At 70.6% G+C, this 19,774-nt stretch carries 18 protein-coding genes, 1 tRNA gene, 1 other RNA gene and 1 riboswitch; of the genes, 6 read left to right on the top strand and 14 right to left on the bottom strand.

Going from position 1 to position 19,774, the window contains the following annotated elements:
* Window positions 1-190: 190 nt before the first annotated feature.
* Genes O7621_RS10080 through O7621_RS10070 form a run of 3 tightly spaced genes read left to right on the top strand, consistent with a single transcriptional unit; the run spans window position 191 to window position 4,436 of the window.
* Window positions 191-1,756, top strand: a complete 1,566-nt coding sequence (locus O7621_RS10080; protein ID WP_282233715.1) for an aldehyde dehydrogenase family protein — start codon at window positions 191-193, stop codon at window positions 1,754-1,756.
* Window positions 1,756-3,123: an aminotransferase class III-fold pyridoxal phosphate-dependent enzyme gene (locus O7621_RS10075; protein ID WP_282233714.1), complete on the top strand. Its 1,368-nt coding sequence runs from the start codon at window positions 1,756-1,758 to the stop codon at window positions 3,121-3,123. The genes O7621_RS10080 and O7621_RS10075 overlap by 1 nt, the downstream gene beginning before the upstream one ends.
* Window positions 3,120-4,436 carry an aminotransferase class III-fold pyridoxal phosphate-dependent enzyme gene (locus O7621_RS10070; protein WP_282233713.1) on the top strand — a complete coding sequence of 439 codons (1,317 nt, stop codon included), beginning with the start codon at window positions 3,120-3,122 and terminating at the stop codon, window positions 4,434-4,436. Before O7621_RS10075 ends, O7621_RS10070 begins: the two co-directional genes overlap by 4 nt.
* 49 nt (window positions 4,437-4,485) lie before the next feature.
* Here the strand turns inward: O7621_RS10070 and O7621_RS10065 are convergent, their stop codons facing one another.
* Both O7621_RS10065 and O7621_RS10060 read right to left on the bottom strand, forming a co-directional pair.
* The gene (locus tag O7621_RS10065) at window positions 4,486-5,568 is read right to left on the bottom strand and encodes a ribonucleotide-diphosphate reductase subunit beta (RefSeq protein WP_282233712.1); all 1,083 of its coding nucleotides are present in this window, start codon (window positions 5,566-5,568) and stop codon (window positions 4,486-4,488) included.
* Window positions 5,565-7,916, bottom strand: coding sequence for a ribonucleoside-diphosphate reductase subunit alpha (locus tag O7621_RS10060; protein WP_282233711.1), 2,352 nt, complete (start codon window positions 7,914-7,916; stop codon window positions 5,565-5,567). The genes O7621_RS10065 and O7621_RS10060 overlap by 4 nt, the downstream gene beginning before the upstream one ends.
* A 141-nt stretch (window positions 7,917-8,057) precedes the next feature.
* Window positions 8,058-8,268: riboswitch (cobalamin riboswitch) on the bottom strand.
* 94 nt (window positions 8,269-8,362) lie between these two features.
* Between O7621_RS10060 and O7621_RS10055 the strand changes: the two genes are divergently transcribed.
* Window positions 8,363-8,917, top strand: a complete 555-nt coding sequence (locus O7621_RS10055; RefSeq protein WP_282233710.1) for a hypothetical protein — start codon at window positions 8,363-8,365, stop codon at window positions 8,915-8,917.
* On the opposite strand, the gene O7621_RS10050 is transcribed toward O7621_RS10055, so the two are convergent.
* From O7621_RS10050 to O7621_RS10025, 6 genes are read right to left on the bottom strand one after another with little or no spacing between them, the layout of a single operon-like run.
* The gene (locus O7621_RS10050) at window positions 8,895-9,863 is read right to left on the bottom strand and encodes an ROK family protein (RefSeq protein WP_282233709.1); all 969 of its coding nucleotides are present in this window, start codon (window positions 9,861-9,863) and stop codon (window positions 8,895-8,897) included. The genes O7621_RS10055 and O7621_RS10050 overlap by 23 nt on opposite strands.
* On the bottom strand, window positions 9,863-10,639 hold the full coding sequence (locus O7621_RS10045; RefSeq protein WP_282233708.1) for a putative N-acetylmannosamine-6-phosphate 2-epimerase: 777 nt from the start codon (window positions 10,637-10,639) through the stop codon (window positions 9,863-9,865). The genes O7621_RS10050 and O7621_RS10045 overlap by 1 nt, the downstream gene beginning before the upstream one ends.
* Window positions 10,636-11,574 carry a DUF4434 domain-containing protein gene (locus O7621_RS10040; protein WP_282233707.1) on the bottom strand — a complete coding sequence of 313 codons (939 nt, stop codon included), beginning with the start codon at window positions 11,572-11,574 and terminating at the stop codon, window positions 10,636-10,638. The genes O7621_RS10045 and O7621_RS10040 overlap by 4 nt, the downstream gene beginning before the upstream one ends.
* A 32-nt stretch (window positions 11,575-11,606) precedes the next feature.
* On the bottom strand, window positions 11,607-12,428 hold the full coding sequence (locus tag O7621_RS10035; protein WP_282233706.1) for a carbohydrate ABC transporter permease: 822 nt from the start codon (window positions 12,426-12,428) through the stop codon (window positions 11,607-11,609).
* Entirely contained in the window at window positions 12,421-13,326 is a 906-nt protein-coding gene (locus O7621_RS10030) for a sugar ABC transporter permease (RefSeq protein WP_282233705.1), read from the bottom strand. The genes O7621_RS10035 and O7621_RS10030 overlap by 8 nt, the downstream gene beginning before the upstream one ends.
* Entirely contained in the window at window positions 13,316-14,605 is a 1,290-nt protein-coding gene (locus O7621_RS10025) for an ABC transporter substrate-binding protein (RefSeq protein WP_282233704.1), read from the bottom strand. The genes O7621_RS10030 and O7621_RS10025 overlap by 11 nt, the downstream gene beginning before the upstream one ends.
* Before the next feature lie 125 nt (window positions 14,606-14,730).
* Here O7621_RS10025 and O7621_RS10020 point away from each other — a divergent pair, with 125 nt between their 5' ends.
* Window positions 14,731-15,453 (top strand): GntR family transcriptional regulator, encoded by a 723-nt coding sequence (locus tag O7621_RS10020; RefSeq protein ID WP_282233703.1) that lies wholly within the window; start codon window positions 14,731-14,733, stop codon window positions 15,451-15,453.
* Between the two features lie 100 nt (window positions 15,454-15,553).
* On the opposite strand, the gene O7621_RS10015 is transcribed toward O7621_RS10020, so the two are convergent.
* A tRNA-Ala gene (locus O7621_RS10015) sits at window positions 15,554-15,626 on the bottom strand.
* 112 nt (window positions 15,627-15,738) lie between these two features.
* Complete coding sequence (locus tag O7621_RS10010; RefSeq protein ID WP_233606431.1) at window positions 15,739-16,329, bottom strand: YqgE/AlgH family protein; 591 nt, start codon at window positions 16,327-16,329, stop codon at window positions 15,739-15,741.
* Window positions 16,330-16,528: 199 nt separating this feature from the next.
* Between O7621_RS10010 and O7621_RS10005 the strand changes: the two genes are divergently transcribed.
* Complete coding sequence (locus tag O7621_RS10005; RefSeq protein WP_282233702.1) at window positions 16,529-17,332, top strand: S-methyl-5'-thioadenosine phosphorylase; 804 nt, start codon at window positions 16,529-16,531, stop codon at window positions 17,330-17,332.
* On the opposite strand, the gene O7621_RS10000 is transcribed toward O7621_RS10005, so the two are convergent.
* The 4 genes from O7621_RS10000 to smpB all read right to left on the bottom strand — a co-directional run bounded on the left by O7621_RS10000 (window position 17,294) and on the right by smpB (window position 19,718).
* Window positions 17,294-17,509, bottom strand: coding sequence for a hypothetical protein (locus O7621_RS10000; protein ID WP_282233701.1), 216 nt, complete (start codon window positions 17,507-17,509; stop codon window positions 17,294-17,296). The genes O7621_RS10005 and O7621_RS10000 overlap by 39 nt on opposite strands.
* 48 nt (window positions 17,510-17,557) lie before the next feature.
* Window positions 17,558-18,538 (bottom strand): hypothetical protein, encoded by a 981-nt coding sequence (locus O7621_RS09995; RefSeq protein WP_282233700.1) that lies wholly within the window; start codon window positions 18,536-18,538, stop codon window positions 17,558-17,560.
* 124 nt (window positions 18,539-18,662) lie between these two features.
* Window positions 18,663-19,036: a transfer-messenger RNA gene (ssrA, locus tag O7621_RS09990) on the bottom strand.
* 205 nt (window positions 19,037-19,241) lie between these two features.
* A complete protein-coding gene (smpB, locus tag O7621_RS09985; RefSeq protein ID WP_123603705.1) occupies window positions 19,242-19,718 on the bottom strand; it encodes an SsrA-binding protein SmpB in 477 nt (158 codons plus the stop codon).
* Window positions 19,719-19,774: the final 56 nt, after the last annotated feature.

Raw genomic sequence — 19,774 nt, 5'->3', positions numbered from 1 at the left:
TCCGGGCACCCCGGTCCCGTCTGTCGTAAGCCCGGCAGCAGTCTCCGGCAGCCCGGCAGCAGCCCTGCTCGGCGGGGAAGTTCTTGCTTCTGATACGCGGTGCGCAGTAGATTTTCCTGCATGACGCGATGATGTCTGGAATTTTGCCACCCCTCACCGGGGGTGCCGTCCCGCCGAAAGGAGTTCTTCCGTGGCCGCACGCTTCCGGGTCACCTACGCGACCCTGTCCGCTGACAACGAGGACCTGCACACGGCGTACGAGGACGGCGCGGACCGGGCGCGGGCCTGGCTGGGTCAGCGCCTGACTCCGGTGGTCGACGGCACCGTCCGGCCCGGGGTCGACCCGGCCGAGCTGGTCAGCCCCGGCGACGTGACGCTCAAGCTGGCCACCGTCACCGCCGCCACCGACCAGGACGTCGACGCGGCCGTCACGGCCGCTCACGCCGCAGCCGCCGGATGGGCCGCGACACCGTGGCCGGACCGGGTCGCGGTGCTGCGCCGGGCGGCCGACCTGATCAGCGACCGCTCCAACGAGTACGCCGCGCTGATGAGCATGGAGGTCGGCAAGAACCGGCTGGAGGCGCTCGGCGACGTCGAGGAGTCGGCGGACCTGATCCGCTACTACTGCGACATGTACGACAAGCACCACGGTTTCGACCTGCCGATGGCGACCATCGCCGCCAACGAATCCACCCGCAGCGTGCTCAAGCCGTACGGGGTCTGGGCCGTGATCAGCCCGTTCAACTTCCCGATGGCGTTGACCGCCGGGCCGGCCGGCGCGGCACTGGTCGCCGGCAACACCCTCGTCCTCAAGCCCAGCCTGCAGGGCACCTTCTCGGCCTGGAAGTTCTTCGAGTGCCTGGTCGACGCCGGGCTGCCGACCGGTGTCGCGCACTTCCTCCCCGGCGGCGACGACCCGGGCCGGGCACTGGTGGCGCACCCCGGCGTCGGCGGCCTCACCTTCACCGGATCGTACGAGACCGGCATGTCGATCATCCGGGCGTTCACCGGCGCGTACCCGAGGCCCGTCGTCTGCGAGATGGGCGGCAAGAACGCCGCGATCGTCTCGGCCCGGGCCGACCTGGACCGGGCGGTCTCCGGCGTCGCCCGCTCCGCGTTCGGCTTCTCCGGCCAGAAGTGTTCGGCCTGCTCCCGGGTGTACGTGGCGCGGGAACTCCACGACGAGTTCGTCACCCGGCTCGCCGAACGGGCCGAATCGCTGGTCGTCGGCGACCCGTTGGCCCGTGACACGTACCTCGGTCCGGTCATCGACGCCGCCGCCGTACGCCGCTACGGCGAGGCCGTCGCGCACGCCGCGACCGTCGGCCGGGTGGTCACCGGCGGCCAGGTGCTCGCCGGGGTCGACGGCCGCCCCGACGGCTACTACCTGGCACCGGCCGTCGTCGCCGACGTACCGCCCGACGACGACCTCTTCCAGCGGGAGCTGTTCGTGCCGTTCGTTGCGGTCAGCCCGGTCGACTCGGTCGACGAGGGCCTGGACCGGGCCAACAGCGTGCCGCTGGGTCTGACCGCCGGGTTCTTCTCCACCGACCAGGGCGAGATCGACCACTTCCTCGACCGGATCGAAGCCGGCGTCGTCTACGTCAACCGGCCGGCCGGCGCCACCACCGGCGCCTGGCCCGGGGTGCAGCCGTTCGGCGGCTGGAAGGGCTCCGGCAGCACCGGCAAGGCCGGCGGCGGACCGTACTACCTGCAGCAGTTTCTCCGCGAGCAGTCGCAGACGGTGGTGGCCTGATGACGACGACCCCCGACTGGTTCGACCCGGACCGCCCGCAACCGCACCTGGTTACCGAACTGCCCGGACCGCAGGCCCGCGAAGTGCTGGCCCGCGACCGGGCGGTGACCAGCCCGTCGCTGCCCCGCGCCTACGCGATCGCGCCCCGGCGCGGCCACGGCACCGTCGTCGAGGACGTCGACGGCAACCTGTTCCTCGACTTCAACGCCGGGATCGCGGTCACCTCCACCGGCCACTGCCACCCCACGGTCGTCGAGGCGGTGCAGCAGCAGGCCGCGACCCTGCTGCACTACTCGGCCAGCGACTTCTACCTGCCGCTGTACGGCCAGATGTGCCAGGCGCTGGCCGCGACCGCGCCGATGGACGGGCCGGTACGGGTCTTCCTGACCAACTCCGGGGCCGAGGCCGTCGAGGGCGCGTTGAAGCTGTCCCGGTACGCCACCGGCCGGCAGTACGTGATCAGCTTCTACGGATCGTTCCACGGCCGCACCTACGGGGCGATGACGCTGACCGGGTCGAAGTCCAAGTACCACAAGGGATTCGGCCCGCTGCTGCCCGGCGTGCTGCACGCGCCCTACGCACCAGCCTCGCTGGACTTCATCGAGGAGGTGCTGTTCGAGCACCAGGTGGATCCGGCCGAGGTCGCGGCGATCTTCGTCGAACCGATCCAGGGTGAGGGTGGCTTCATCGTGCCGCCGGCCGGCTGGCTCGCCCGGCTGCGGCGGATCTGCGACCGGCACGGGATCCTGCTCGTCGCCGACGAGGTGCAGTGCGGCATGGGCCGCACCGGCCGGATGTGGGCGATCGAGCACACCGGCGTACAGCCGGACATCCTGATCAGCGCGAAAGGCATCGCCTCCGGCCTGCCGCTGGGTGCGTTCCTGGCCCGGTCCGAGCTGATGGAGGCGTGGGGTCCGGGCGCGCACGGCTCCACCTACGGCGGCAGCCCGGTGCCGTGCGCCGCCGGCCTCGCCACCCTGCGGGTCATCCAGGAGGAGGGCCTGCTCGACAACGCCTCCACGCAGGGCGAGTTCCTGCTCGCCGGGCTGCGCGAACTGCAGCAGGCGTATCCCCAGCTGCTCGTCGACGTGCGCGGGGTCGGCTTGATGATCGGCGTCGAGTTCCCCACCGGCGAGATCGCCGGCCAGGTGCAGCAGGCGGCGTTCAGTCGCGGCCTGCTGGTGCTGGAGGCCGGCGTCAACGCGGTACGGATGTCGCCGCCGCTGGTGATCACCCGGGCCCAGGCGCAGACCGGTCTGCGGCTGTTCGGCGCCGCCGTCGCCGAGGTCGCCGAGGTCGCCGGCGACGCTCAGGCCGCCGGCAACGGAAAGGTCACAGCCGGCGGGGCCGTCGCCGTACCGGGATGAGCCACGTCTTCGGCCGGGTGTCCGACGACGCGCCACGGATCGCTTCAGCGTCCGGTGCGCAGCTGTGGGACACCACCGGCAAGCGCTACCTCGACGCGGCCGCCGGGGCGATCGTCGTCGGCATCGGCCACGGCGTCACCGAGGTGGTCCGGGCGCAGGCCGAGCAGGCCGGCGCGGTCGCGTACGCGCACGGCTCGATGTTCCGCGCCGACGTGCTGGAGGAGTACGCCGCCGAGCTCGCGGCCGTACTGCCGATGGACGATCCGTTGGTCTTCCCGGTCTCCGGCGGCAGTGAGGCGGTGGAGACCGCGCTGAAGATGGCCCGCGCCTACCACCTGGCCCGGGGCGAGGACCGGCACCTCGTCGTCGGCCGGGTCGGTTCCTACCACGGCAACTCGCGGGGCGCGTTGGACGTCTCCGGCCGGGCCGGGCTCCGTGCGCCGTACCTGCCGTGGCTGGGGCAGGCGGTGCACACCTCGACCCCGTACGAGTACCGCTGCCCGTTCCCGGACACCCATCCGGTCGGCTGCGGGGCGCGGCACGCGGCGGCGCTGGCGCAGCTGTGCCGGGCCCGGCCGGTCGCGGCGTTCATCGCCGAGCCGATCGCCGGGGCCGGGCTGGGCGGCTGCGTCCCGCCGGACGACTACTGGCCGGCCGTCGCCGAGGTCTGCCGCCGGTACGGGGTGCTGCTCATCGCCGACGAGGTGATGACCGGCTTCGGCCGCACCGGCACCTGGTTCGGCGTCGACCACTGGGGGGTACGCCCGGACATCCTGGTCGCGGCGAAGGGGGCCAGTTCGGGCTACTGGCCGCTGGGGCTGGCCGTCGCCGCCGGCCCGGTGCACGACACGATCGCGCGCACCGGTTTCACCCACGGCTTCACCTACTCGCACCACCTGGTCGGGGCGGCCACCGGCCGGGCGGTGCTGCGGGTGCTGCGCGAGCGGGACCTCGTCGCGGCCGGCCGGCGGGCCGGCGAGTCGCTGCTTCGCGCCCTGCGCCGGGAACTGGCCGACTCGCCGTACGTCGGGGACGTCCGCGGTCGCGGCCTGCTGGTCGGCGTGGAGCTGGTCGCCGACCGGCAGACCGCGCGGCCGTACGCCCGTACCGCCCGGGTCGCCGAACGGGTCGTCGCCGCCGCCCGGCACGCCGGTCTGCTGCTCTACAGCGGTACCGGCTGCGCCGACGGCGTCGACGGTGACGTGATCCTGCTCGGCCCGCCGCTGGTCGTCTCCGCCGACGAGGTCGAGGAGATCGCGGTCGGCACGGCGGCGGCGATCCGCACCGTGACGGAGCGGGCCGAGGCGGGGTAGCCGACCTTCGCGGAACAGCCGGCCCCGCCGGCCCGGGCCGGGACGCGGGTCAGAAGTCGTCGTCGAAGGTCACCGAGCCGGTCACCCCGACCTGGTACGCCGACACCCGCCGCTCGAAGAAGTTGGACAGCTCCTGCACGTCCTGCAGCTCCATGAACGCGAACGGGTTCTTCGACCCGTACATCGGCTCGATGCCGAGCACCGCGAGCCGCCGGTCGGCGACGTGCTGCAGATACTCCCGCATGTCGGCCAACGACATCCCGGACACGCCCTGGTCGAGCAGGTCCGCGGCGAACTGCACCTCGCACTCCACCGCCTCGGCCAGCATCTGCCTGACCTGCTCCTCCATCTCGGAGTCGAACAGCTCCGGCTCCTCGGCGCGGACCGTGTCCACCACGTCGAAGGCGAACGCCATGTGCATCGACTCGTCCCGGAACACCCAGTTGGTGCCCGAGGCGAGACCGTGCAGCAGCCCCCGGGAACGCAGGTAGTACACGTACGCGAAGGCGCCGTAGAAGAACAATCCCTCGATGCAGGCGGCGAAGCAGATCAGGTTGAGCAGGAAGGCCCGCCGGTCGGCGCGGCTACGCAGCTCCCGCAGCTCGAAGATCGAGTCGATCCACCTGAAACAGAACTCGGCCTTACGGGCGATCGACGGAATGTTCTCCACCGCCGCGAACGCCTCGAACCGCTCCCGCTCGTCCGGCACGTAGGTGTCCAGCAGGTTCAGGTAGAACTGGACGTGCACCGCCTCCTCGAACAGCTGCCGGGACAGGTAGAGCCGTCCCTCCGGGGAGTTGACGTGCTGGTAGAGGTTGAGCACCAGGTTGTTCGCGACGATGGTGTCGCCGGTGGCGAAGAACGCGACCAGCCGGGACACCAGGTGCCGCTCGGCAGCCGACAGTCTGGCCAGGTCCGGCAGGTCGGAGTGCAGGTCGACCTCCTCCACCGTCCAGGTGTTCTTGATCGCGTCCCGGAACCGGTCGAAGAACTGCGGATACCGCATCGGCCGCAGGGTCAGGTCCATGCCGGGGTCGAGCAGCAGCTGCCGTCGGCCCGCAGCTGCGGCGGCGGTCGCGGTGGCGGCATTAGCGGTCGCGGCGTCGGTGTTGGTTTCGGAGACGGTGGTCACTGGCAGGCCTCACAGGTTTCGGGGTTTTCCAGGGAGCAGGCCGACGCCTCGTCGTCGCCGGTCGCGACAACCGGCCCTACGACCGGCCCGACGGTCGGCCCGACGGTCGGCGCGATGCCGACGGTGGCCTGCTGGATCCGGGTCGCCGGACGCGACCGCAGGTAGTAGGTGGTCTTCAGCCCGGACTTCCAGGCGTACAGGTACATCGAGGACAGCTTGCCGATGGTCGGTGCGCTGAGGAACAGGTTCAGCGACTGCGACTGGTCGACGTACGGGGCGCGGGCGGCGGCCAGGTCGATCAGCGCCCGTTGCGGCAGCTCCCATGCGGTACGGAACAGCTCCCGCACGTCGGCGGGCAGGTCCGCGACCCCCTGCACCGACCCCTCGGCCCGCTTGATCTGCTCCCGGACCGGTGCCGTCCACAGCCCGCGCGCCTTCAGCTCGCCGACCAGGTAGGTGTTGATCTGCAGGAACTCCCCGGACATGGTTTCGCGTTTGAACAGGTTGGACACCTGCGGCTCGATGCATTCGTAACAGCCGGCGATCGAGGCGATCGTCGCGGTCGGCGCGATCGCGACCAGCAGCGAGTTCCGCAGACCGTGTGCGGCGATCGTCGACCGGAGTCGGGCCCACCGCTCGGGCTGGCCGACCTCGACACCCCACAGGTCCGGGTGCAGCTCGCCCCGGGCGGCCCGGGTCTCGGCGTACGCCGGATGCGGGCCGAACCGTTCGGCGAGCCCGGCGGAGGTCTCCAGCGCGGTCAGGAAGATCTCCTCCTGGACACGGGTGGACAGCTCCCGGGCCGGCGCCGAGTCGAACGGCAGCCGCAGCGTGAAGAACGCGTCCTGCAGGCCCATCAGCCCCAGCCCGACCGGCCGCCAGCGCGGGTTCGACGCCGCCGCCTGCGCCGCCGGGTAGTAGTTGATGTCGATCACCCGGTCGAGGAACACCACGGCGGTACGGACCGTGGCGCGCAGCTTGTCCCAGTCGACACCGTCGGCGGTGACGTGCGCGCCGAGGTTGACCGACCCGAGGTTGCACACGGCGGTCTCGTCGTCGCTGTTGACCTCCAGGATCTCGGTGCACAGATTGGACAGGTGGATCGTGTTGCCCGGCTCACCGGTCTGGTTGGACAGCCGGTTCGCGGCGTCCTTGAACGTCATCCAGCCGTTGCCGGTCTGCGCCAGGGTGCGCATCATCCGCCCGTACAGGTCGCGGGCCTTGACCGTCCGGACCGCCTTCTTCTCCGCAGCCCGGTACGCCTCGTCGAACGCCTCGCCGAACAGGTCCGGCAGCTCCCGCGCGTCGGACGGGTCGATCAGCGACCAGTCGGCGTCCGCCTCGACCCGCCGCATGAACTCGTCCGGGATCCAGTTGGCCAGGTTGAGGTTGTGGGTGCGCCGGGCGTCCTCGCCGGTGTTGTCCCGCAGCTCCAGGAACTCCTCGACGTCCGGATGCCACGGCTCCAGGTAGACGCAGGCGGCGCCCTTGCGGCGGCCACCCTGGTTGACCGCCGCGACCCCGGCGTCGAGCGTCTTGAGGAACGGCACGATGCCGTTCGACCTGCCGTTGGTGCCCCGGATCAGCGCGCCCCGGCCACGTACCCGCGACCAGGAGATGCCGATCCCGCCGGAGAACTTCGACAGCTTCGCCACCTGGTGGTACCGCTCGTAGATCGAGTCAAGTTCGTCGCGCGGCGAGTCGACCAGGAAGCACGACGACATCTGGGTGTGCCGGGTGCCCGAGTTGAACAACGTCGGTGAGCTGGGCAGATAGGCCAGGCTGGAGATCAGCCGGTAGAAGTCGACCGCCTCGGCCGGCGTCTGGGACAGCCCGCACGCCACCCGCAGCAGCCAGTACTGAGGCGTCTCCACCACCAGCCGGGTCTGCGGATGCCGCAGCAGGTAACGGTCGGCCACCGTACGCAGCCCGAAGTACTCGAAGCGCAGGTCGCCGTCGACGTCGACGGCGTCGTCAAGTTTGCGAGCGTTGCGGGCGACGAAGGCGGCGGTGTCGTCGCCGATCAGCCCAAGGCCGTGGGCGTAGCGGATGGACTGGCTGAAGCTGGCCACCTGCTGGCCGCGGACCTCCTTGTCCACGTAGGCGGCGAGCAGCCGGGCCGCCAGTTTCGAGTACTGCGGCTCCTCGCCGATCAGCTCCGCCGCCGTCTGAATGGACAGTTTGTCCAGCTCGGCGGTTGTCGCCCCGTCGTACAGTCCGCTGATCGTCCGGGTCGCCACCCGCAGCGGGTCAACCTCGTCCAGGTCGGCGACCCAGTGTTCGACCGCCTTGACGATCTTGTCGACGTCCACCGGTTCGGTGTCGCCGTTGCGCTTGCGTACCTGCATCGGTTCCCCTTGTCGTGCCTGTCCACCGGTCGACCGGACACACGGGGAGGACGCCACCGGTCACCCACCTGGCGGTCTGCTCCGCCGGCGTGGACCGGTCGTCGGCGTCGGCCGTCCCGCGCGGCCTTCGACCACCGCACGCGACGCGTGCGGCACGCTGGCAGGTCTTCGGACTCGTGGGCGTCGTGCTCGTACCTACTGGCCGTCGCTTCCCGGACCCGCGACGGGTCCAGTGCTCGGTGACGGCGGTCGTTCCCACTCACCGCTGCGGGGCAGTCCCGGACTCTCACCGGGTTCCCTCTTGCCTCGACCACCGCCGAGGGGCGGCCGAACCAGCTGCGGGGTACACCATATATGGGTGCGGACCAGAAGACACAACACCAGATACTGTGTTCGGCGTGTCGCGGTGTCGGGTCGCACCGGGTACGAGGAGGAGGGTCCGTCGGGTGAGAAGCGTGCTATGGGGTCTGTACGGGGCGGTGCTCGGCACCCTGCTCATCGGCGTCGTCGGGGTGCTCAGCATCCAGGCGACCGGGCTGCGGGCCGGTGCGGTGTTCAACCTGAACAACACCCTGGCCGGGATCACCTCGCCACGCACCCCGTACCTGCCGATGCTCGGGATCGCGGCGGTGAGCAGCCTGGCCGTCTGGGCGCTGACCGTCGGACCCCGGCGACGGCCCCGACTGTGCCGGGTGGGCCTGGTCGTCGGCTTCAGCGTGTCGACCGTGGCGCTGATCACCCTGTCGTTCGTCATCGCACCGGACATCGCCGCGCAGCGCGGGCTGTTACTGGGAATCCTGCCGGGCTGGCAAGGCTGGATCCACAGAGGAGGCGGTGAGTCCGCCGTACACCTGCTGGTGGCCCTGGCGATCGGATCGCTGTGGCTCTATCCAGACCGAAAACCGGCCCGGCCCACCGCTGCCAGCGGCGGCGGTACGGGCGGACAAGGTGGCGACGCGGCGACTGGCGCCGGGCCCGTCATCGACCTCGGCCGGCGCTGATCCGGCCGGTGAGGACCCGGCCGGCGAGCAGCGCGGCGCCGGCCAGCACAGCGGCGTTGCCGAGCCGGGCGGTACGTACCGGCAACCGGTCGATGCCGGGCAGCGCCGCCGCGTGCAGCGCGGCGCGCACGCCGGCGACGAACCGGTCACCGAGTCCGACGACGCCACCGCCGAGGACGACTACCTCGGGATCGAGCAGGTTGGCGGCGGTTGCCAGCCCTTCGCCCAGCACCTGGGCAGCCAGCTCGGTCACCTCGACCGCGACCGGATCACCGCCGGCAGCCGCCGCCGCGACCTCCTCCAGGGGCGGTGCCGCGCCGCGACCGGTCCGGGCCGCGTACTCGGCGGCGATCGCCGGGCCGGCCGCGTACGCCTCGACGTGGTCGACCGCGCCGCAACCGCAGCGTCGGCCGAGGTGCCGGGCGGCCGGCAGATGCCCGACGCTGCCGGCGAACCCGTGCCGGCCCACCACCACATCGCCGCCGACCACGATCGCGCCGCCGATGCCGGTGCCGGCGGCGACGACGAGCGCGTCCCGGGCGTCGGCGGCGGCGCCGCACCACGCCTCACCGGCGGCCATCGCGTGTACGTCGTTGCACACCACGACCGACAGGCCGAGGGCGGCGGTGAAGGCTGCCCGTACGTCGGTGCCCCGCCAGCCGGGCAGGGTGTCGGTGGCGTGGGTGACCCGGCCCGCCGGGTCGACGGCACCGGCGGTGCCGACCCCGCAGGCGACCGGGGTCCCAGCCGCGTCCCGCCCGACCTGACGGGCCAGGTCGACCGCGGCGGCGAGGACCGCGGCGGCGCCCTCGGCGGCCGGCGTCGGCACCCGGCGCAGTGGCCCGACGGCGCCGTCGACGCCGACGAGCGCGGCGGCGATCTTCGTACCTCCGATGTCGACACCGATGGTGACCGGGTCGTCGGTGCCGGCCATGGCTTCCGCCATCAGTGCTGCCCGGCCAGGCTGGCCGAACTGTCGGCGCTGGCGGCACCGGCCGGGCCGGTCAGGCGTGCAGCGGCTGCGGCGAGGCTTCGGGTCAACGCGACCGGGTCGGTGATCGCGGTTCCGACGACCGTCGCGTACGCGCCTGCGGCGAACGCGGCACGCACCTGGTCGGGGGTGGCGAACCGGCCCTCGGCGACGACGCGGACCCCGGCGGCGGTGAGCGCCGCGACGAGGTCGAGGTCAGGAGCCTCCTGCCGTGGGCTGTCCGGCGTGTACCCGGACAGCGTGGTGGCCACCAGGTCCGCGCCGGCGGCCCAGGCGGCGGTGCCCTGGTCGACGGTTGCCACATCGGCCATCAGGGGCAGGCCGAGCTGCCCGTGGACGCGGGCGACCAGGGCGTCGACCGGCAGCTCGCCCCGCCCGGTGGCCTCGACGGCGACGACGTCGGCGCCGGCGGCGGCGAGCGCCTCGACCAGCTCCCAACGGGGGGTGATCAGGTCGCGGTCGGCAGCCCGCTCCTTGTGCAGCGCGATCACCGGAAGGTCCACGGCGGACTTCACCGCTCGTACGTCGTCGGGGTGGTTGACCCGTACGGCGACGGCACCGCCAAGGGCGGCGCACTCGGCGAGCCGGGCGATGACCGACGGTACCCGTAGTGGATGCCCCTCGGGTGCCTGGCAGGAGACCACCAGGCCGCCAGCGATCGCCGCCACCGGGTCCAGCTGCGGCGCCGCCGGGTCGCGCGGCGAGGTCACCGGGTTCTGCGACGGGATCATCGGGCACCCCGGGAGGTGAGGAACTCGCCGTAGCGGTCGTAGAGGTTGCGGGCCGCCGGCCACACCGAGTTCGGGCTGAGGAAGTGGGAGAACTCGAAGGTGATGATCTTCTCGACGTACGGTTGGACCGCGTCGAGCTTGTGTGCCAGCTTGCGCCAGTCGGTCGGGGGGAACCGGATCGGCATGTCCCGGTCGAAGGTCTCGATGTTGGCCCAGGAGACGATGCCGTGCCGGCTCGCAGCCTCGGCGGTCGCGGCGAAGTACTCGGCCGACCGGGCCAGCTCCACGGTGCCGTCCTGGAACGCGCAGTAGTCGACGAGTCCGGCGTACCGCTGGAAGATCTCCTCCCAGATCCGCACGTGTTCCTCGGGCGAGCGGGGCCGCTGCCGGGGGTCGGTGCTGGTGGCCATGTCGGCTCGGCCGTGGAAGAACGGCGACACCAGGATCGGCAGCTCGCTGATCTCGCGCAGCCGGGCCGCGAGGGTGGTGTTGATGTCGAGGATCCGCAGACTGGTGTCGGTGGTCTCGTGCGGCAGGTACCAGCCGCGCAGCGCCGGTGACCCGCCGTACCGCTGCCACATCTCGTCGATGACGGCGAGGTTGATGTCGACCTCGGTCCGCCAGTCGTAGCGGTACCAGTGGTAGTACGAGTCGTACAGGCCGAGGAAGAAGTCGATGTTGCGTTCGGCGGCGAGGTCGAGGAAGAGCTGGACCAGGTCGACATGGACCGGCAGTGCGGGCAGCCGGTCGGTAACCGCCCGGCTCGGGCAAGCCAGCCGCTCGCCCAGGCCGAGCCGGATGAGCACGACGGTGTCGATGCCGGCTTCGACGAAGGTGTCGAACTCGCGGGCCCATTCCCGCTCGCCCCAGTTCTGGGACGGGATGTCGACGCTGATTTCGTCGAGGAAGGTGCCGCTGATCGCCTGGTACGGCATGGGCGTTCCTTTCGCGGTTGGTGCGGCTGCGGTCACTTCAGTCCCTTCGTCGCGATGCCCTCGACGAAGTACCGCTGCCCGAGCAGGAAAATGATCAAGGCGGGGAGGGTGAACATGACGCTGGCCGCCATCAACGGGCCCCAGTCGACGCCGTGCTCGGAGAAGAACGCGTACAGCCCGACCGACAGCGTGTACTGGCTGCTGTCGCTGAGGTAGATGAGTGGATTGAGAAAGTCGGTCCAGGTCCAGACGAACTGGAACACCGCCACGGTGGCCAGCGCCGGCCGGGCCAGCGGAAGCACGATCCGCCAGTAGACCCGGAACTCCGAGGCGCCGTCGAGCCGCGCCGCGTCGAGCAGTTCGTCCGGAATCCCGACGAGGAACTGGCGCAGCATGAAGATGAAGAACGGGATGCCGAAGAAGCTCGGCACGATCAACGGGAAGTAGGTGCCGACCAGGCCGAGCTTGTTCCACAGCAGGTACAGCGGGACCAGGGTCACCTGCGGCGGCAACATCATCGAGCCGAGGACGAGCGCCAGCATCAGGCCACGTCCGGGCCAGTGCAGCTTCGCCAGGGAGTACGCCACCAGCGGGCAGGACACCAGGCTGCCGACGACGCAGAGCCCGGAGATCAGCAGGGTGTTGCCGAGGTAGCGCCAGAAGGGCATCGCCGACAGGGCCGCCTCGAAGTTGCCGAACTCCCACTGCTCGGGTAGCAGCCGCGGGGGCAGCGAGAAGACCTCGGTGGGCGGTTTCAGTGCCGTGCCGATCATGACAATGAACGGGAACAGCATGCCGAGCGCGATCGCCCAGACGAGCGCGTGGCGGCCGGCGAACCGCGCTTTTCTATCCATAGTGAACCCATCGCCGCGAGGTGAGCATCAGGACCGCGGTGACCGCGAGCGTGACGAGGAACAGCACCCAGGCCAGCGCCGACGCGTAGCCCATCTTCAGGAACACGAACGCGTTCTGGTACACGTACATCCCGTAGGTCAGCAGGGAGTCGTCGGGGCCGCCGGCGGCCGCGTTGAGCCGGGTCTGCGCCAGCAGGTACGGCTGGGTGAACAGCTGCAGACTGGTGATCAGCCCGACGATCAGCTGGAAGAGGGTCACCGGGCTGATCGCCGGCCAGGTCACCGCGCGGAACCGCTGCCACAGGCCGGCCCCGTCGACCAGCGCCGCCTCGTAGGTCTCGCTCGGCACGTCCTTGAGCGCGGCCAGGTAGATGACGGTCGTACCGCCGACCATCCACAGCCCGATCAGAATAATCGCCGGCTTCGTGAACGTCGGGTCCGCCAGCCAGTTCGGCTGCGGCAGGTGCAGCAGGCCGAGGATCCGGTTGAAGTAGCCGTACTGGGCGTTGAGCAGCCAACGCCAGACGTAGACGCTGACCACGATCGGGATGATCGTCGGCAGGTAGACGATGGCCCGGTAAATCGGCAGGCCGCGTACCCGTGAATTGAGCGCCAGGGCGAACCCCAGCGACAGCGCCAGCGCGAGCGGTACGCCGAACACGGTCAGGTACAGCGTGTTGAACAGTGCCTTGGTGAACCGTTCGTCGCCGACCATGGTGCGGTAGTTGTCGACGCCGACGAAGGTCGGCGGCTGGAACAGGTTGAAGTCGGTGAAGCTGTAGTACCCGGACGCGACGATCGGTCCGAGGATCAGCACCACGAAGCCGACCAGCCAGGGGCTCGCGAACGCCAGCCCCAACCGGAGCTGGCGTCGCGAGGTCGTGGACCTACGGGGCATAGGAGCTGGCCTTGTCCGCCACGTCGGCGAGTCCCTCGGCGGGCGACGTGCGTTGCTGGGCGATGTCGTCGAATGCCTGACCGAGGTCGCTGGTGTACTCGGCGGACCACGGCGTGCTGGCCAGCGACTGGGCGTTCGGGCTGCGCAGGGCGTCCAGCCAGGTCGAGAACTGCGGCAGGGTGTCGTAGCGCGGGTCGTCGAGCAGCGAGATCCGGGCCGGCAGGTTGCCCAGCGCCAGGGTGAACCGGACCATGGCGTCCTCGGAGAGCAGGTACTTCATGAACTCCCACGCCTCCTCGGGGTGCTTGGCGTTGCGCGGGATGAACAGGGTGCTGGTGGTGACCTGGGTGGTGCCGGCGAGTTCCGGCTGCGCCGCCGGGTACGGCAGCGGGGCAACGCCCCAGTCCAGGTTGGGCGCGTACTGGTCGATGAACACCGACTGCCACTCGCCGTCAATGATGGTGGCCACCTTGTCGACGTAGAACGGGTTCTGCGCGGAGGCGTACTCGCCGAAGCCGGAGGTGAAGTCACGGACTTCCGCCACGCCGTACGTGCCGGGGATGTTCTCGGTGTAGAACTTCAGGCCGGCGACGTTGCCGGGGTCGGCCGGGGTGGGCCGGCCGGACTGGTCGTCCCAGGCGCCGCCGAACATGACCCCGAGCGTGGTGAACGATGTGTTGATCTCGGCGTTGGCGTAGCCGAGCTGGGTGATCGTGCCGTCGGCGTCCCGCTTGGTGAGCTTGGCGATCTGCTCAGCCCACTCCTCGGTGGTTTCCGGCGGCCCGTCGATACCAGCCTCGGCGTAGAGCTTCTTGTTGTACATCAGCAGCTGCGCGTGCAGGGCGATCGGCATCGAGTAGGTCTGGCCCTCGTACATCATCTGGGACATCGCCGCCGGCACGAAGTCGTCGGTGTCCAGCCCGTCGGCCTCGATGAAGTCGTCCAACGGGGCCAGGATGCCCTTGCTGGCCCAGGCCCCGACGCCGTTGCCGAAGTGGTCGGAGATGTCGAAGCTGCCCTGCGCGCCGGACATCGACGTGAGTTGCTTCTGGAAGTCCGGGTTGGAGACCCCCCGGACCTCGATCTCATCCTGGCTGGCGTTGAAGTCGGCGATGATCTCCTCGAGCGCCTCGGCCTCCGCACCGGCCCACAGGTAGGAGAAGACCACCTCGACCTTGTCGTCGTCGCCGCCGTCCGAGCCGCCACAGGCACCGAGCGCTGCGGCGAGTACGCCGGCCACCGCCGCGGCGGTGGCCCGCCGGAAAGATTCCCGTCTCACGTGCACCTCCAAAGATCATCTCTGGTCTAGTCCAATTGTCAGTGCTGGTAGCGTAGACCGGCAGGCAGCGTCGCGCTAGTATCGTTTTGGTTTAGACCATCCGCCCCCTGGAGCTGACACCTCGGATGACCGCGACCAAGCACGAGCTGCTCCGCAGCCACCTGCAGAACCTCATCGAACGCGAGCTCGCCCCGGACGAGCGGTTGCCCACCGAGCGCGATCTGGCCCAGGAGTTCGGCGTCAGCCGGATGACCGTGCGTCAGGCCCTCGAACGCCTGGAGAACGAGCGGCGCGTCTACCGGGTACGCGGCGCCGGCACCTTCGTGGCCCGACCGGCCATCACGAAAAGTATCGAGCTCACGTCTTTCAGCGACGACATGCGGCGTCGTGGCCTGGCCCCAGGCGCACACCTGCGGACCGCCGAGTCGGTACCGGCCGGCGCGAGCGTCGGCTTCGCCCTGGGCCTGAGCCCGGCGGACGAGGTCGTGCACCTGGAACGGGTCCGCACCGCCGACGGCGTACCAATGTGCATCGAGCACACCTATCTCGCGGCCGCCCTCGTCCCGAAACTGCTCGACCGGCCGTTCGACAACTCGCTCTACGACCTGCTCCGGGACCAATACCACATCCGGCTCGTCCGGGCGGAGCAGTCCATCCGGGCCACGGTCCTGGACGAGGCGACAGCCACCCTGCTGCAGGTACCGGCCTTCAGCCCGGCCCTGCTGGTCGAGCGGACTGCCTACGACCAGCGGGACCGCCCGGTCGAACGGGCCATGTCGACGTACCGGGGCGACCGCTACGCCTTCGAAATCGAGGTGGTTCGCCCGGCCACGGACGGCACCGCCTGACTCCCGCGCCAATCGCCCCACGTCGTACGAGGGTGTAGTACGCGAAGACAGCGGCATCCACAAGCAGTGCTTTTGGATGCCGCTGAGCCACGATTTCGGGTGGAGCCGAGGGGACTCGAACCCCTGACCCCCACACTGCCAGTGTGGTGCGCTACCAGCTGCGCCACGGCCCCCGGTCGGCCCGGATCTCCCGGGCACCCGGCAATACTACACACGCCGCCCCGCGCGGTCATCTCGCGGGGTCGGCCGCCCGGGTCGCGGGGTCAGTTCATCGACGCGCGAGGGTCAGTTCATCGAGACGTCGGCCGGGAAGTGGGCCACGGCGGCCATCATGCCGCGCTGGCGGCGCAGCACCATCGGCCACAGGTCGTCCGGGCGGGCCATGAACGGATCGTCCGGCAGACCCTCCAGCACGAACCAGGAGCCGGCGTTGATCTCCTCCTCCAGCTGCCCGGCCGACCAGCCCGAGTAGCCGGCGAAGACCCGGATCCCGGAGATCGACTCGGCGAGCGGCCCCGGGTCGGTCGACAGGTCGACGGTGCCGAGCGGGCCGGCGATGCGGTGGAAACCCTTCACCCGGCCGGTCTGGGTGCGGGTACGGGCCAGGCAGATCGCCGACTCAGGCTGCACCGGGCCGCCCTCGAACAGCACCGACGGCTCCCGGGCGAGACTGCTCCAGCCACCCAGCACCTCGGCGACCGGCACCTCGGTGGCCCGGTTCAGCACCACCCCGAGCGCTCCTCCGGCCTCGTGGGCGACCAGCAGCACGACCGTACGGTCGAAGTTGGGATCCTTGAGCGTGGGCGTCGCGACCAGCAGTTGGCCGGTCATCGACGCCATCGACCGGCCACCGATCCGCTGACCCTCACCGTGCACCTCGACCTCCCGTACCCACCCGCCTGGCGCAGTCACGACCCGCATGGTCCGCACGGACGGCGCGGCGCCGATCCGCCACGGGTGCAGTGAAAGCCATGCCTGGCACCATAGCTTGCTCGACAGCGCCCGGTTAAGGTCTAACCGCGCGGGCGTGGCACGGGCGTTTCCGGCCACCCTGCCCGAAACCGGGAGGGACCTGATGCAGGCGCAGGCAGAGCTGGCGGTGATCGGCGGATCCGGGCTGTACGCGTTGCTGGACAACGCGACGGAGCACCTGGTGCCGACGCCGTACGGTGAACCGTCCGATTCGATCACCGTCGCCGACGTCGGCGGACGGCGGGTCGCGTTCCTGCCCCGACACGGCCGTGACCACCGGCATCCGCCGCACCGCATCCCGTACCGGGCCAACCTGTGGGCGTTGCGCTCGCTCGGCGTACGCCAGGTGCTGGCGCCGTGCGCGGTCGGCGGGCTGCGCCCGGAGCTCGGCCCGGGCACCTTCGTCGTGCCCGACCAGCTGATCGACCGGACCAGCGGACGGGTGCAGACCTTCTACGACCAGGGTGCGGTGCACGTCAGCTTCGCCGACCCGTACTGCCCGACGGGGCGGTCGGCGCTGCTGCGGGTCGGCGCCGAGCAGGGCCTGCAGCCACGCGACGGCGGTGCGGTGGTGGTGGTCGAGGGGCCACGGTTCTCCACTCGGGCGGAGTCCAGGTGGTTCACCGCGATCGGCGGCGCGGTGGTCAACATGACCGGCCACCCGGAGGCCGTTCTCGCCCGGGAACTGGCGCTGTGCTACACGTCGATCGCCCTGGTGACCGATCTGGACGCGGGTGTCGAGGGTGGGCATGCGGTGACCCAGGAAGAGGTGTTCCGGGTGTTCGGCGAGAACACCGCCCGGCTGCGCACGCTGTTGCTGGCCGCGCTGGAGACCTGGCCGATGGATCGGGACTGCCCGTGCCCGCGGTCACTCGACGGCATCACCCTGCCCGTCGAGCTGCCCTGACGGTGCCAGCACCACCACGGCGGCGCTGATCCCGGCGACGTCGAGGCACATCCGGATCCGGTTGCCGGTCGCCGCGTCACCGGCCAGGATCACCGCTTCCCCGGTGGGGAGGTTCCAGGCTTCGGCCGGCGGGCGTTGCCCGGGCAGGCCCCGGTCGAGCAGTTGGGACATGGTCACGGCAATGTCGTCCGGTTCCTGGCCTGGGCCGTACGGCTGCGGCATGGCTCAGCCGACCACGACGACGTGCAGCGGGCGACCGGTGAGCGCGTCGAGCACTGTACGGTCGCCGAGCGCCTCGTCGAGGGTCACGGTGACCGGGTGGAACAGCAGTTGGTCGGTGCACTCCTGCCCCGTGCGGGTCACGCCGCCGGCGACCACCACCGCGTCGGCGTACTCCTGGACGAACGGGGTGATGTCGCTGTCGCAGGCGCCGACGCCGAGCCGGTACGCCAGATCGGTCCCGTCGACGCCGGTGAGATTCTGTGCGGTGACGAACGTGGTCATCCCGGCCGGATCCGGCACCTTCGGTTCGGGCGCCGGTACGGCGACCGACTCGTCGACGGCGACTCGGGCGACCGGCCCGTCGAGTTCGGCGACGTCGAACAGCCAGGCGGGCACCTGCGCCGTGCCCCGGCTGGTCAGCAGGTCGACGGTGCCGAGCGTGGCGGACGTGACGGTCAACGCCTGGCAGCCGAGCTCACCGGAGTGGGTGACGCTGTCGTCCGGGCCGGGGGTGGCGCTGCCGGCAAGGTCGGTGGCGCTGCCGGTGGGGTCGGGGCCGGGCCGTCCCGCGTCGCACTGCGGCGGGTCGCCCTGGCGTAGCTCGGCGTACGCGTCGGCGGCGCTGACCAGCGGTACGCTCAGCGTCCCGTCGGGGAAGTCGACAGTGCCGTCGGCGGGTGTCTCGGTCGGCACGGTCAGCCCGGCCCGGTACCACCCGGCGTGGAACGCCTGCTCGGTCTCCGGGGTGAACCCGGGCTCGGCGGGGAGCACGGTACGGCTCTGCAGAGGTGCGTAGCCGGCCAACCACTCCTGCCGCCCGCTGGCGGTGCGCCACGCCTCGGCGACCTCGTCGGCGCGCTGCTGGAAGATCTCCCAGCGTTCGTCGGCGGACCCGCCTGGCCCGCCGGGTCCGGTCCCGTCGGTCCGCGCGCAACCTGCGATCAGGATCAGTGGTATGCCCAACAGGGCGGTGAAACGGCGCATGTCGGGTCAGACGCACCAGCTTGGCAGCGGGTTCCCGGACCAACTAGGCGATTGACTACACATAGTGAAGCCGACCGTACAACGCAGCCGGCCCACCGCCTGGTGGCGGTGGGCCGGCTGTCGTCCGTGGAGGTGCCGGGAATCGAACCCGGGTCCTTCGGCGTCTTGCCAGGGCTTCTCCGAGCGCAGCTCGCTGTGCCTCTACTCGGCCCCATCGATCACGCGAGCGAGTCGATGTGACGGGCCCAGTCGCGTTTGATCTCGCCGCACGAACCCCGCGACCGGGTTCGCTAGGCCAGCCCTCTCACTGATGCCGGTTACTGGGCCGAAGGCAGTCCCAGACCGACAGACTTGCTACTCGCCTCAGGCGGCGAGAGCGAAGTCAGCGCGCTTAGAGTTGGCGCTTATTGGTTTCCGACGACCGATTCACGAGACGACGTCGGCTTCCTCGGCTCGCTTCCCCTGCCGCAACGTACGAAGTCGAAACCAGTCACCCCCTGGTGTGCGGCGCGGTCCAGAGGCGGTCCGCGTCCGTACCGATCCTAACGCCTCCGGCCCCGGGCTTCATCCCGGTTACGGCCAGGAGCCACGACGACGATCGGCACATCGCCAGGAAGAAGAATTTATACGTCAAATGTCCGGTTCCGTCACTCGCCGGTAGGTCGCTCGACGTTCGCCTCTGCCGCGTGTCTACCCACGCTGGTCAGCCCATCCCCTTGCCGCGCCGGCCCACTGCCCGCTGAATCTCCCGGTCGGCGTCCCGCTTGGCCAGATCCTGCCGCTTGTCGTAGGACTTCTTGCCGCGCGCGAGTGCCAGCTCGACCTTGGCCCAGCCGTCCGAGAAGTACACCGAGAGCGGGACCAGGGTCAACCCGCCCTCCCGCAGCTTGCCGAGCAGCCGGTCGATCTCGGTGCGGTGCAGCAGCAGCTTGCGGGTCCGGCGGGGCTCGTGGTTGGTCCAGGTGCCCTGGTCGTACTCCGGGATGTGCATGCCGTACAGAAAGATCTCGCCCTGCCGTTCCTGGGCGAAGGCGTCCACCAGTGAGGCCCGGCCGGACCGCAGCGACTTGACCTCGGTGCCGGTCAGCGCCATGCCGGCCTCGTACACGTCGGTGATGGCGTAGTCGTGTCGGGCCTTGCGGTTCGAGGCGACGACCTTGCGCCCTTTCTCCCGCGGCATGGCTGCCTCCTCTCCGGACCCGGGCGCCGCTGCGCAGACGCGGCGCCGACGGACAA

This window comes from Solwaraspora sp. WMMD937 (genome assembly GCF_029581175.1).
Taxonomy (GTDB): Bacteria; Actinomycetota; Actinomycetes; order Mycobacteriales; family Micromonosporaceae; genus Micromonospora_E.
The sequence above is the reverse complement of the archived record's forward strand: the minus strand, read 5'-3'. Positions and strand labels throughout refer to the sequence as shown.

Excerpts from the sequence above, each read along its gene's own strand:
- O7621_RS10075 (WP_282233714.1), top strand. The coding sequence starts at position 1,756 with ATGACGACGACCCCCGACTGGTTCGACCCGGACCGCCCGCAACCGCAC.
- O7621_RS10070 (WP_282233713.1), top strand. The coding sequence starts at position 3,120 with ATGAGCCACGTCTTCGGCCGGGTGTCCGACGACGCGCCACGGATCGCT.
- O7621_RS10060 (WP_282233711.1), bottom strand. The coding sequence starts at position 7,916 with ATGCAGGTACGCAAGCGCAACGGCGACACCGAACCGGTGGACGTCGAC.
- O7621_RS10050 (WP_282233709.1), bottom strand. The coding sequence starts at position 9,863 with ATGGCGGAAGCCATGGCCGGCACCGACGACCCGGTCACCATCGGTGTC.
- O7621_RS10045 (WP_282233708.1), bottom strand. The coding sequence starts at position 10,639 with ATGATCCCGTCGCAGAACCCGGTGACCTCGCCGCGCGACCCGGCGGCG.
- O7621_RS10040 (WP_282233707.1), bottom strand. The coding sequence starts at position 11,574 with ATGCCGTACCAGGCGATCAGCGGCACCTTCCTCGACGAAATCAGCGTC.
- O7621_RS10035 (WP_282233706.1), bottom strand. The coding sequence starts at position 12,428 with ATGGATAGAAAAGCGCGGTTCGCCGGCCGCCACGCGCTCGTCTGGGCG.
- O7621_RS10030 (WP_282233705.1), bottom strand. The coding sequence starts at position 13,326 with ATGCCCCGTAGGTCCACGACCTCGCGACGCCAGCTCCGGTTGGGGCTG.
- O7621_RS10020 (WP_282233703.1), top strand. The coding sequence starts at position 14,731 with ATGACCGCGACCAAGCACGAGCTGCTCCGCAGCCACCTGCAGAACCTC.
- O7621_RS10005 (WP_282233702.1), top strand. The coding sequence starts at position 16,529 with ATGCAGGCGCAGGCAGAGCTGGCGGTGATCGGCGGATCCGGGCTGTAC.
- O7621_RS09995 (WP_282233700.1), bottom strand. The coding sequence starts at position 18,538 with ATGCGCCGTTTCACCGCCCTGTTGGGCATACCACTGATCCTGATCGCA.
- smpB (WP_123603705.1), bottom strand. The coding sequence starts at position 19,718 with ATGCCGCGGGAGAAAGGGCGCAAGGTCGTCGCCTCGAACCGCAAGGCC.